The 12,993-nt window shown below is 41.9% G+C and carries 11 protein-coding genes; all 11 read left to right on the top strand.

Annotated features, from left to right (window positions below):
• Positions 1–5 precede the first annotated feature (5 nt).
• The 11 genes from murD to ileS all read left to right on the top strand — a co-directional run bounded on the left by murD (position 6) and on the right by ileS (position 12,810).
• On the top strand, positions 6–1,364 hold the full coding sequence (gene murD, locus IGI82_RS13235; RefSeq protein ID WP_438842321.1) for a UDP-N-acetylmuramoyl-L-alanine--D-glutamate ligase: 1,359 nt from the start codon (positions 6–8) through the stop codon (positions 1,362–1,364).
• 15 nt (positions 1,365–1,379) lie between these two features.
• On the top strand, positions 1,380–2,474 hold the full coding sequence (murG, locus tag IGI82_RS13230) for an undecaprenyldiphospho-muramoylpentapeptide beta-N-acetylglucosaminyltransferase (protein ID WP_005237281.1): 1,095 nt from the start codon (positions 1,380–1,382) through the stop codon (positions 2,472–2,474).
• An 86-nt stretch (positions 2,475–2,560) separates the two neighbouring features.
• Positions 2,561–3,544, top strand: coding sequence for a cell division protein FtsQ/DivIB (locus IGI82_RS13225; protein WP_081116377.1), 984 nt, complete (start codon positions 2,561–2,563; stop codon positions 3,542–3,544).
• Between the two features lie 153 nt (positions 3,545–3,697).
• A complete protein-coding gene (ftsA, locus tag IGI82_RS13220; protein WP_005237279.1) occupies positions 3,698–5,020 on the top strand; it encodes a cell division protein FtsA in 1,323 nt (440 codons plus the stop codon).
• A 31-nt stretch (positions 5,021–5,051) separates the two neighbouring features.
• The gene (ftsZ, locus tag IGI82_RS13215; protein WP_005237278.1) at positions 5,052–6,296 is read left to right on the top strand and encodes a cell division protein FtsZ; all 1,245 of its coding nucleotides are present in this window, start codon (positions 5,052–5,054) and stop codon (positions 6,294–6,296) included.
• 12 nt (positions 6,297–6,308) lie between these two features.
• Positions 6,309–6,980 (top strand): YggS family pyridoxal phosphate-dependent enzyme, encoded by a 672-nt coding sequence (locus IGI82_RS13210; protein WP_008377340.1) that lies wholly within the window; start codon positions 6,309–6,311, stop codon positions 6,978–6,980.
• Between the two features lie 16 nt (positions 6,981–6,996).
• The gene (locus IGI82_RS13205) at positions 6,997–7,650 is read left to right on the top strand and encodes a cell division protein SepF (RefSeq protein ID WP_008377341.1); all 654 of its coding nucleotides are present in this window, start codon (positions 6,997–6,999) and stop codon (positions 7,648–7,650) included.
• 26 nt (positions 7,651–7,676) lie between these two features.
• Complete coding sequence (locus IGI82_RS13200) at positions 7,677–7,940, top strand: YggT family protein (protein ID WP_005228822.1); 264 nt, start codon at positions 7,677–7,679, stop codon at positions 7,938–7,940.
• An 18-nt stretch (positions 7,941–7,958) separates the two neighbouring features.
• Positions 7,959–8,741, top strand: a complete 783-nt coding sequence (locus IGI82_RS13195; RefSeq protein WP_438842320.1) for an RNA-binding protein — start codon at positions 7,959–7,961, stop codon at positions 8,739–8,741.
• A 20-nt stretch (positions 8,742–8,761) separates the two neighbouring features.
• Positions 8,762–9,517: a DivIVA domain-containing protein gene (locus IGI82_RS13190; RefSeq protein WP_005228824.1), complete on the top strand. Its 756-nt coding sequence runs from the start codon at positions 8,762–8,764 to the stop codon at positions 9,515–9,517.
• Between the two features lie 497 nt (positions 9,518–10,014).
• Entirely contained in the window at positions 10,015–12,810 is a 2,796-nt protein-coding gene (gene ileS / locus IGI82_RS13185; RefSeq protein ID WP_438842319.1) for an isoleucine--tRNA ligase, read from the top strand.
• Positions 12,811–12,993 lie beyond the last annotated feature (183 nt).

The following is a 12,993-nucleotide window of genomic DNA, read 5'->3' as shown; positions in this document are numbered from 1 at the left end:
AGAAAATGAAAAAAATTAAAACATATCAAAATAAAAAAGTTCTTGTGCTAGGATTAGCGCGTAGTGGATTCAGTGCGGCCAAATTGTTACATGATTTGGGCGCACTTGTGACCGTTAATGACGGCAAGCCATTTGCTGAAAATCCCGAAGCACAAGATCTTTTGGCGTTAGGGGTCAAAGTGATCACTGGCAGCCACCCAATCGAATTATTGGATGAAGGCTTTTCGTTAGTTGTGAAAAATCCAGGAATCCCTTATTCACAGCCCCTTGTTCAAAAAGCTTTAGAGAAAAAAATTCCTGTAATCACGGAAGTGGAGCTAGCGTATCAAATCTCTGAGGCTCCGATTATCGGCATTACTGGTACGAACGGAAAAACCACCACAACGACCATGATCGCCAATGTCTTAAACGCAGGGATGCAAAAAGGGCAGGCACTGCTTTCTGGGAACATTGGGTTTCCTGCAAGTTCGGTTGCTCAAACGGCCAAAGCGGAAGACCGATTAGTCATGGAATTGTCTAGCTTCCAATTGATGGGGATCGATACTTTGCGACCAAAAATCGCCGTGATCACCAATATTTATGAAGCCCATATCGATTACCATGGCAGTCGTCCAGAGTATGTCCTAGCAAAGTGGCGGTTGCAACAGCGAATGACTGCAGATGATTATTTGGTGATCAACTGGAACCAGCCAGAACTAGAAGCACTGTCGGCAAAATCAAAAGCGCAAATCATTCCTTTTTCCACCAAGGAAAAAGTAGTAGGCGCGTACATGCTTGACGGTATCCTCTATTATAAAGAAGAAGTGATCATGGCAGCTGATGAACTTGGCGTGCCAGGAGATCATAATATTGAAAATGCATTAGCAGCGATTGCTGTCGGTAAACTTTGCAATATGCCAAACGAAGCAATCAAACAAGCGTTGCAAACCTTCACTGGGGTACCTCATCGGACCCAGTATGTCACCACCATCAATCAGGTGAAATTTTTCAATGATTCCAAAGCAACCAACATCTTAGCAACAGAAATGGCCTTAGGCGGTTTTGACAATGAGAAATTGGTCTTATTGGCAGGCGGCTTGGACCGTGGCAACAGTTTTGATGAGTTGGTTCCAGCACTAAAAGGACTCAAAGCTATCGTAGTGTTTGGAGAAACAAAAGAAAAATTAGCCGCAGCCGCTCAAGCAGCTGGCGTAAAAACGATTGAAATGACAGACAATGTTGAAACAGCCGTCCCAGTTGCCTTTTCTTTAAGTGCTGCTGGAGATACGATTCTATTGTCACCTGCGAATGCAAGTTGGGATCAATACCCTAATTTTGAAGTTCGAGGCGACAAATTTATGGCGGCAGTAGCAGAACTTAAATAGAAATGAGTGAAGGACATGAAAATACTTGTGACTGGCGGCGGTACTGGCGGCCACATCTATCCAGCGTTGTCTTTTGTCGATTACGTAAAAGAGATTGACCCGACAGCCGAATTTTTATACATTGGTGCAACAAGGGGCTTGGAGAATAAAATCGTCCCTCCAACAGGTATTCCTTTTAAAACGTTAGAGATTCAAGGCTTTAAGCGTAAGCTGTCTTTTGATAACGTAAAAACGATCCAGCTTTTCATGAAAAGCTATTATGCAGCAAAGAAAATCATCAAGGAGTTTCAACCGGATGTGGTGATTGGCACCGGCGGCTATGTTTCTGGCGCCGTGGTCTTTGCTGCAGCGAAGTTGAAAATACCTACCATTATTCATGAACAAAATAGTGTTCCTGGAATCACCAATAAGTTTCTAACCAAGTATGTGGATAAAATCGCCATTGCTTTTCACGATGCTTCTCAATACTTTCCAGCGAAGAAAACGGTGCTTGTGGGCAATCCCAGGGGTCAAGAAGTACGGAATAGTCAAAAGTCGACGATTTTGTCTTCCTACGATTTAAATCCGGCGAAAAAGACGGTCTTGGTTTTTGGTGGGAGTCAAGGAGCACTGAAAATCAATCAAGCGATCATTGATGCGCTGCCGCTGTTTGCTCAAAAAGAGTATCAGCTTCTCTATGCGTCAGGTGAACGGTATTACAAAGAGATCGAAGAAAAAATTGGCATGTCAAAAGATGCCTTTCCTAATATCAGTATTCGCCCTTACATTGATCAGATGGCAGAAGTGATGGCAAATAGTGATTTGTTGATTGGACGAGCAGGAGCCACATCGATCGCAGAATTCACTGCATTAGGGATTCCAGCGATTTTGATTCCTAGTCCTTATGTGACCAATGACCACCAAACGAAGAACGCCCAAAGTTTAGCCAATGCAGGAGCAGTCAAAATGATTGCCGATCATGAACTAAACAGTCAAAACCTCGTGGAAGCAGTAGACAGTATCATGCAAGATGAAGCCCTTCGTAGTAAGATGGCAAAAGCCTCAAAAGAACAAGGGATCAGCGATGCCTCAGAACGATTATTTCGACTTGTGCAAGAGGTAATCAAATAGTACAATGTGTGGGATAGAAAGGAGCGATTATCATTAGTAAAGACAAAACACCTCATGATGATCAAACCCCCTCGTCAACGGAAGAGTTGACCCCTTGGCAAAAAGAAAATCTAAAGTATTTGCAAGAAAAAGGCAATCAGCCAGCTTGGTCTTCTCCTGCTCCTGAAGAAACAGAAGATACGTCCAAAGACCATGAAGACGAGCAAGAAGAAACATTTTTTGAAGCAGATGAAGCAATGGAAGAGTCTGTTGATGAGAAGGAAGCATTGCCAGAGCCAGAAAATAAGGCCCGCTCCTTTGCTGATCGGCTGCCTAACCTAAAGGCGTACCGCAACCAAGTGTTGATTCGCCGTTTAGCCTTGATTATTGGATTGTTGATGATTCCTTTATTGATTGTTTTGTATTTCGTTTCGCCCCTAAGTCGTTTGGCGAATGTGGTCGTCAAAGGCAATCATGAAGTATCCGCAGAAGCAATTCTCGAAAATTCGGACCTAACCGTCAATGAAGAGATGTGGCCGCAATTTTTCGAACGTAATCAAAGCGTGTCTGCCATCAAAAAAGAATTGCCACGTATAAAAAATGCCTCAATTTCTCTATCTGGTATCAATCGCTTCGATATCACTGTCACTGAATTTCAAGAAGTTGCTTTACTAGCCCAAGATGGTGGCTATGCGCCGGTTTTAGAAAATGGCGTTGTGTTAGATGAAATCAGTGAGCAGCCAGTGGAAGGATTGCCGGTTTTAGAAAATTTTTCGGCTGAAGATAAAATCAAAGCAACACTTAGTGCCTATCAAGAATTAAGTTCAGAAATTCGCGATGGCGTTTCTCAAATCAAATATACCCCCCGTGACAGCAATGATGAGCTGCTGACTCTCTTTATGAATGATGGCAATCAAGTGATCGTCAACATTTCGAATATGGTGAGTCAAATGCAGTATTATCCGCAAATTGCCAAAGATTTGACCGAGGACAGTATTGTGGATATGGAAGTTGGAATCTTTACTTACCCAATTTCAAATACACAAGAAGACGATGCAGACGAAAATCAAACAGCTGATAGTGATTCTTAGGAAAAATTCAAGAGTTTTTTTCATTAACTTGTTTCTAAAAAGCGCCATTATATGGTAGAATTGGTAACAGTGAACAAATTATTCGAATGAACTCTAAAAACGGACTGTGATGGTTCGCTATATATCCAATTTAAGTAGGAGGGAACCCCATCCATGGCAAAAACGGGAATGTATGTTGGCCTTGATATCGGTACGACATCTGTAAAAGTTGTAGTAGCCGAATACGTTGACAGCCAAATGAATATCATTGGTGTAGGTAATGCAAAATCAGAAGGAATCAACCGTGGAATCATTGTAGATATCGATAAAACGGTACAAGCCATTCAAAGAGCAGTAAGACAAGCAGAAGAAAAAGCAGGAATTCAAATTCGCAGTGTAAGTGTTGGTGTACCAGCCAATCTTCTTGAAGTGGAAAATTGTCAAGGAATGATCGCTGTCAATAGTGAATCAAAAGAGATCACCGACGAAGACGTGCGTAATGTTGCCTCCGCAGCACTCGTTCGTTCTACCCCTCCTGAAAGACAGATCATTGCTATTTTACCGCAGGAATTTACCGTTGATGGTTTTGAAGGAATCAAAGATCCTCGTGGCATGATCGGGGTTCGCCTAGAAATGTTTGGTGTTGTTTATACAGGACCAAAAACCATCATTCACAACATTCGCAAATGTGTTGAAAAATCTGGTCTGATTGTTAATGAAGTAGTCATTACGCCATTAGCACTAACGGAATCGATTTTATCAGACGGTGAAAAAGATTTTGGTACGATCGTCATCGACATTGGTGGCGGCCAAACAACCACATCGGCGATGCACGACAAGCAATTGAAATTCACCCATGTGAACCAAGAGGGCGGCGAATTTGTCACAAAAGACATTTCGACGGTTTTAAATACCTCTTTCAACAATGCAGAAGCATTGAAGATCAATTATGGGGATGCGTATCCTGAACGCACTTCAGCCAGCGAAGAATTTCCGGTTGATGTGATCGGAAAATCAGAACCAGTGAAAATCGATGAACGCTATTTATCAGAAATCATTGAAGCCCGTATGGAACAAATCTTCACCAAATCAAAAGAAGTCCTAGACGAAATCGATGGACTTGATTTACCGGGTGGCGTGATCTTGACTGGTGGCGCTGCAAGTCTTCCTGGTGTCGTAGATCTTGCTCAAGAAGTATTCGAAACAAACGTTAAGCTTTACGTTCCTAATCATATGGGACTTAGAAATCCTGTATTCACCAATGTAATCAGTATCGTTGACTATTCAGCAAACTTAAGCGAAGTCTATCAGCTTGCCAAAAGTGCGATCACTGGTGAAAAAACAGTCGCGCAACAGCCCGTTGCCATTCAACAACAAGAAGTGCATTACGAACAATATGAAGCTCCAGAAGAAACTTATGAAGAAACAGAAGAAGAGAAAAAAGGTGAGTCGATCACAAACCGAGTAAAAGATTTCTTCTCAAATATCTTTGAATAATCTAAAACGATTCTCAGGAGGAAGATAAACTATGGAATTTTCAATTGATAATAACATCAATGACGGCGCTGTGATCAAAGTCATCGGAGTCGGCGGTGGTGGCGGCAACGCAGTAAATCGTATGATCGAAGAAAATGTCAAAGGCGTAGAATTTATTGCAGCCAACACTGACGTTCAAGCATTAAAAAATTCAAAAGCAGAAACAGTCATTCAATTAGGCCCTAAATATACCCGTGGTCTTGGTGCTGGTTCACAACCAGAAGTTGGTCAAAAAGCAGCAGAAGAAAGTGAAGATTCTATTCGTGAATCATTAGAAGGCGCGGATATGATTTTCATTACCGCTGGTATGGGTGGCGGAACCGGGACCGGTGCTGCACCGATCGTAGCTAAAATTGCCAAAGAAATCGGCGCATTGACAGTCGGCGTCGTTACTCGTCCGTTTACATTTGAAGGACCAAAACGCGGCCGTTTTGCTGCTGAAGGAATCGCTAAATTAAAAGAGAATGTCGATACCTTATTGATCATCTCAAACAACCGTTTGTTAGAAGTTGTTGACAAGAAAACGCCAATGCTTGAAGCATTCCGTGAAGCAGACAATGTCTTGCGTCAAGGGGTTCAAGGGATCTCAGACTTGATCACTGCACCTGGCTATGTCAACTTAGACTTCGCTGATGTGAAAACAGTGATGGAAAATCAAGGCACCGCTTTGATGGGAATCGGCGTTGCTAGCGGCGAAGAACGCGTGATCGAAGCAACGAAAAAAGCAATCTCTTCACCATTGCTAGAAACATCGATCGATGGTGCTGAACAAGTGCTATTGAACATCACTGGCGGATTGGACATGACTTTATTTGAAGCACAAGATGCTTCTGATATCGTCGCTCATGCGGCAACAGGTGATGTAAATATTATTTTAGGTACATCAATCAATGAAGACTTAGGCGATGAAATCCGTGTGACTGTCATTGCAACCGGCATTGACCCTTCTAAAAAAGAACGTGGGTCTCGCTCTAGCAGACAAAGTCAAAGCCAAATTCATTCTATCCCACAAAAACCAACCTTAGATATGGACCAAGCGCGTCCTGCACAAGCAGAAGAAAGCAATGGTTTTGGTGATTGGGATATCCGTAAAGAACAAAATGTACGACCTAAAGTAGAAGAAAACACATTTGAAAATGTAGAAAAGAAAGAATTCGACACCTTCAGCCGTGATGAAGTACGCTCGAATGATGACGACGAATTAAGCACACCACCATTTTTCCGTCGTAAACGCTAGGGGGCAGAGCACATGATTTCTGAGAACTTGCACAAGATCCAGCAAGAGATACAGGACTCCTGTGCTCTTGTTTCTAGAAATGCCAGTGAGGTCTGTTTGACAGCTGTGACAAAATCCGTCGATACAGAAACGACAAGAGAACTTCTAGAAAATGGTGTGCGTGATTGTGCAGAAAATCGAGTAGAAAAGCTACTTGAAAAAAAGGCAGCATTAACTGATTACCCAGATGTCCGTTGGCATTTTATTGGTAATTTACAGCGCAGAAAGGTAAAATCAGTTATAAATGAGATTGATTTTTTCCATGCGTTGGATTCAATCAAACTGGCACAAGAAATTCAAAAACGAGCAGAGCATCCGATCAACTGCTTTGTGGAAGTGAATGTTTCGCAGGAAGCAACGAAACAAGGGATTTTCGTAGAAGAGGTGGTGGCTTTTATTGAAGCACTCGCTTCGTTCGACAAAATTCGTGTTGTTGGATTGATGACGATGGCCCCGCTCACTGCTTCCAAAGACGAGCAGCATCAGATTTTCAAAGAATTAAAAAGGATTCAACAACAGATCGCTGACCTGCATCTTACACATGCCCCTTGCTTAGAAACGAGTATGGGAATGAGTAATGACTTTCCCATTGCGATTCAAGAAGGCGCAACATTTATTCGTGTAGGAACAGCATTATTTCAATAAAAAAGGAGGTTGACCGATGTCGCTCAAAGAGAAACTGACCAATTTTTTTGGATTGACTGACGAAGAAGATTATTATGAAGAAACATTTGCCACTGAAGAACCTGCACGCACGGCAGCGAAACCAGCTGTGAACCAAGGAGGAGCTTTTACCGCCCCTAGAACAACAGCGAGTACGCGTGCTTCTAGCCAAGCGGCTTCTTATACAACAAGTCAACCACAAAATCAAGCCTATCAATACAGACAGCAGCCTCAAACTGCTACCTATCAACAATCCTCAGCGGCGGCTGAACGAGTAAGATCGGTGCCTAAGACGGAAGAAAAAGTCGTTCCAATGGCGCAACAAAGAACTAATACGAGAGTCAAAGACACAAAAGCAAAAGAAACCTCTCCACAAATGGCTGGAAAAATAACGATCGTAGAACCACGCGTTTATTCAGAAGCTATGGGGATTGCGAAGCAAGTCATCAATGGAGATGCTGTACTTGTTAATTTTCATTTAATTGAAGAGTACCAAGCTCGTCGAATAGTTGATTTTTTAACAGGAACAGTGTACGCTGAAGATGGTGATATCAAGCGTGTTGGCGATGAAATTTTTCTTTGCACGCCTAAGGGTATGGAAATTGAAGGCACTGCCCAAACATTAGCAGATACCAATTTTTTTGATATCTAAAGTGAGGAGGAACGCCAATTTTATTCTTGAGATTCGTTAAATTACTGAGTGATGCTGTTTATCTGTATACCATTTTATTAGTGATCTATGCACTTTTGTCTTGGTTTCCAGGAGGGTATCAGTCCGCTTTTGGCCGTTTCTTAGCAAAAGTGTGTGAACCGTATTTGAGTTTATTTGATCGATTGAAATTAAGTTTTGCTGGTATCGATTTTACGATTGCATTTGCAATTATTGTCTTACAGCTAGCATCACAAGCATTGATATTGATCCTACAGTCAATTTTATTTTAACGTAAGGGGTGGTTATCGGTGAACGCAAATGTCTATCAACATTTTCGAAACGATGAACGCCCTTTTATTGATTCCGCTCAAGGATGGATCGAACAAGTGCAAATGCAGTATGCGCCTTACTTGACTGATTTTTTAGATCCGAGACAAGCGTATATCTTAGAAAGCTTGATTCGTCAATCAACGGATTTAAGTTTCCGCTTTTTTGGTGGATATGAAGCTGCTGAGAGACGACGTTGTTTGATTTATCCCGATTACTATGAGCCCACCACCGATGAGTTTGACATGACTTTATTTACGATTCAATACCCGAAAAAATTTACGGTGTTGAGTCATGGAAAAGTTTTAGGCACATTAATGGGGACTGGAGTCAAGAGGGAATACTTTGGAGACATTCTTTCCGATGGTGAAATATGGCAAGTATTCGTTGCCACTGAAGTCAGTCATTTTATTCAACTCCAAGTGGATAAAATCGGCAACGTATCCGTTCGATTGGAAGAAACAAAATACACCGAGTTGATCGTGCCTAAAGATGGCTGGACCGAGGAAAGAGAAACGGTTAGCTCATTGCGTCTTGATACAGTGATCTCTGCCGTATACAACATCTCACGCCAGCGTTCGAAACAGTTGATCGAATCAGGAAAAGTAAAAGTAAACTGGACAGAAGCATTACGACCAGATTTTGTTCTGGATTTACTGGATATCATTTCGGTAAGAGGATTTGGTCGGATTCAAATACAGGGGTTAGAAGGAACCACGAAAAAAGAAAAAGTTAGATTGTTATTAGGTGTATTACGTAAATAAATCAAAGAGGTGTATAGAATATGGCATTAACTCCATTAGACATTCAAAATAAAAACTTTTCAGTAAAAATGAGAGGCTACAACCAAGATGAAGTCGATGACTTCTTGGATATGATCGTTCGTGATTATGAAGAAGCCGTTCAACGCAATCGTGAGTTAGAAAAATCGTTGAAACACGCAGAAGAAAAACTTGAATATTTCAATGAATTGAAAGATGCCTTGAATCAATCCATTATCGTGGCTCAAGATACGGCGGATAAAGTAAAAACAAGCGCAAGCAAAGAATCAGAAGTAATCGTTACTTCTGCTCAAAACCGTGCGGATGAAATGGTTGCTACTGCAGAAAAACATGCGCATGCCTTGATGACCTCAGCGGAAGAAAAAGCCAAAGAGATTTTGACGGATGCAACCGACAATGCCCGTCAATTGGCAACAGAAACAAATGACTTGAAGAAGAAAACCAGAGTCTTCCACAACAACTTATTGGTTATGTTACAAACCCAATTAGAACAAGTGAAGAGCCCCGAGTGGGAAGAGATTTTGGCGCCATTTTCAAGCTACGTGCAAGATTCCCATCAAGTAATCAGAGAAGTTTTATCAAAAGAACTTGACAGTGAAAATGGTTCTGGAGTAAACTCAGAAGCAGTGGACACATTTGATGTGGACGTTGTTGAATCAGATGAAAAAATCGTTGATGTAAGCGAAAGCCCTGAAGTGAAAACATTAGATGATGCGAGAAACTTATTAGACGAATTGAACAAAACAGATAACAACTAAGACACAGAACAGAAAAATTTCTTATATTTTTCAAGCGAGTTTGGGAGAGTGGAAGCCAAATAAAACCCTGTAAGAAATCAGATCATCTGTGAGTTGCGTTCTTTAAAGAGCCGATTATCCAAAGACTCAAGTAGAGAACGACGCCTGATCCCGTTACCGATCATCAAAGAATTGTCTAACGACAATAAAAATTTGGGTGGTACCACGAACACGTTCGTCCCTTGCCAGGGACGGACGTGTTTTTTGCTGTGAATCACTATGATTGGCTTGCGAAGCAAGACAGAATAGATGATGAACAGTACTAGGCGACCATAAGGAGCGTAGTAACCCTACTAGGAATCACTAGGATTGATTTTTAAAATCAGTGAGACCTAAACACAAGGAAGTCATGGCAACCAATCCATTTTGATACGTTCAATAGAAGCAATTGATTGGTCGAGTCAATGGATTTAGAAATTATACGGAAACGTAGTGAGACGAAAAGGAGCGAAACAAGAATGAAAATGAAAGAAACACTGCATCTTGGAAAAACCGCTTTTCCAATGCGAGGCAACTTGCCGAACCGCGAAGTGGATTGGCAAAAAGAATGGGAAGAAAATCGATTGTATCAACGCCGTCAAGAATTAAATGAAGGCAAGCCAACCTTTGTCTTACACGATGGTCCTCCTTATGCAAATGGGAACATCCATATCGGACACTCATTGAACAAAATCAGTAAAGACATTATCGTACGTTCCAAATCAATGTCAGGTTTCCGTTCCCCTTATGTACCTGGTTGGGATACCCATGGTTTGCCGATCGAGCAAGTGTTGACAAATAAAGGAATCAAGCGCAAAGAAATGAGCTTGGCAGAATACCGCAAAAAATGTGAAGAATATGCTTTGACACAAGTGGATACACAAAGAGCTGACTTCAAACGTTTAGGGGTTTCTGGTGACTGGGAGCACCCATACATCACACTGACGCCCGATTATGAAGCTGCAGAAATTCGCGTGTTCGGAAAAATGGCAGAAAAAGGCTATATCTACAAAGGATTAAAACCAATCTACTGGTCACCATCTAGTGAATCATCACTAGCAGAAGCCGAGATCGAATACAAAGATGTGAAATCACCATCGATCTATGTTGCTTTCCCAGTCGCAGATGGCAAAGATTTGCTTGATTCAGATACATCTTTTGTTATCTGGACGACGACGCCATGGACCTTGCCAGCGAATCTAGGAATCTCTGTGAATCCAACCTTTGCCTATGTTCAAATCTTGGCTGATGGTCGTAAATTTGTCGTGGCAAAAGATTTATTAGAAACCGTGACGAATGAGATTGGTTGGGAATCTGTCGAAGTATTGCAAGAATTGGCAGGCGATCAATTAGAAAAAATGACGGCGCAACATCCTTTCTATGACCGTACGTCTCTGTTGATGTTAGGGGATCATGTGACATTGGATGCCGGTACTGGTTTGGTCCACACTGCACCAGGACACGGGGAAGATGACTACATCGTCAGCAAAAAATATGGACTGGATGTCTTATCACCAGTCGATAGCCGTGGGGTCTTCACAGAAGAAGCACCAGGATTTGAAGGGGTCTTTTATGACAAAGCCAATCCAATGATCACTGAGCTTTTAGAAGAAAAAGGGGCGCTATTAAAACTAAACTTCTTTACTCACAGCTATCCACATGATTGGCGGACGAAAAAACCAGTCATCTATCGGGCAACGCCACAATGGTTTGCTTCAATTGATAAGTTCCGTCAAAACATTTTGGATGAGATCGAAAAAGTAGATTGGATCATTCCATGGGGCAAAACCCGTTTATACAATATGATTCGCGATCGCGGCGACTGGGTGATCTCTCGTCAACGTGCGTGGGGTGTACCATTGCCAATCTTTTATGCAGAAAACGGCGAAGCCATCATCACGCCTGAAACGATCGAGCATGTGGCAAACTTGTTTGCTGAACATGGTTCAACGATTTGGTTTGAAAAAGAAGCCGAAGAATTGCTACCGGCTGGCTTTACGCATCCAGGCTCACCAAACGGTAAATTCTCGAAAGAAACTGACATCATGGATGTTTGGTTTGATTCAGGTTCTTCTCACGAAGCCGTGTTACGTCAACGTCCAGAATTGACGTTCCCAGCTGACATGTACTTGGAAGGTTCTGATCAATATCGCGGGTGGTTCAACTCAAGTATCACAACTAGTGTTGCGATCAATGAAGTCGCACCATACAAAGCCGTCTTGTCTCAAGGCTTCACCTTAGATGGCGAAGGCCGTAAGATGAGTAAATCTCTTGGAAATACCATTGCACCAGAAAAAGTGATCAACCAAATGGGTGCGGATATTTTGCGCCTTTGGGTCAGCAGTGTTGACTACGAAGCGGATGTTCGAGTGTCTATGGATATCTTGAATCAAGTATCAGAAGTCTATCGGAAAATTCGCAATACCATGCGTTTCTTATTGGCTAACACGAATGATTTTGATCCAGCAAAAGACAGCGTACCATTTGAAAACTTGCGTTCTGTTGATAAATACATGATGGTTCGTTTGAATCAAACGATCAAAACGATCCGAGAAGATGGTTATGAAAAATACAACTTCTTGCATATTTACCGAACAGTCATCAACTTCTTGACAGTCGATATGTCATCCTTCTATTTGGATTTTGCGAAAGATGTCGTTTATATCGAAGCTGAAAATGATTTCCAACGTCGCGCCATGCAAACCGTCTTTTATCAAACAGCGGTTGCGTTGACGAAATTACTAACGCCGATCATTCCGCATACTGCAGAAGAAATCTGGTCACATTTGAAAGAAGAAGAGGAATATGTCCAATTAGCGGAGTTCCCTGGCTATGATACATTTGCTAACCAAGAAGAGCTGCTTGATTTATGGCGTGCTTTCCTTGATTTCCGTGACAATGTCTTAAAAGCATTGGAAGAAGCGCGTAATGCAAAACTGATCGGGAAATCGTTTGAAGCAAAAGTGACTGTCTATTCAAGCGAACCGGTTGCAGCATTACTAAAAGCCATTGATTCAGATATCGCTCAGTTGCTGATCATTTCACCGGACTTCTTAACGATCAAAGAAGCAGGTGAAGCAGCACCAGAAGCGGCCTATCAATTCGAAGACGTGGCGATCTTAGTGGAAAAAGCTGAAGGTGAAGTCTGCGAACGTTGTCGTCAAGTCCGTGTGGATGTCGGTGTAGAAGAGCAACTACCAACACTTTGCGGCCATTGCGCAGCTATTGTCAAAGAAAACTATCCTGAAGCGGTTGCAGAAGGCTTTGAAAAATAAAAAAACGGAAAAAGATGATCCCATTGCGGGTCATCTTTTTTTTTGAAATCAATCAAGCTTGTTCCTTGAAAATGGGACATAAGCAGCTATTTGTGACATCCAAATGAGAAAATCCGCGTTAATTGATAACGATTCTCATTTGTTTGCAATAATTTTACGATAGTTTATTGTATAATAAAAAAA

The organism is Enterococcus sp. AZ067, assembly GCF_051715005.1.
Classification (GTDB): Bacteria; Bacillota; Bacilli; order Lactobacillales; family Enterococcaceae; genus Enterococcus_D; species Enterococcus_D casseliflavus.
The sequence above is the reverse complement of the archived record's forward strand: the minus strand, read 5'-3'. Positions and strand labels throughout refer to the sequence as shown.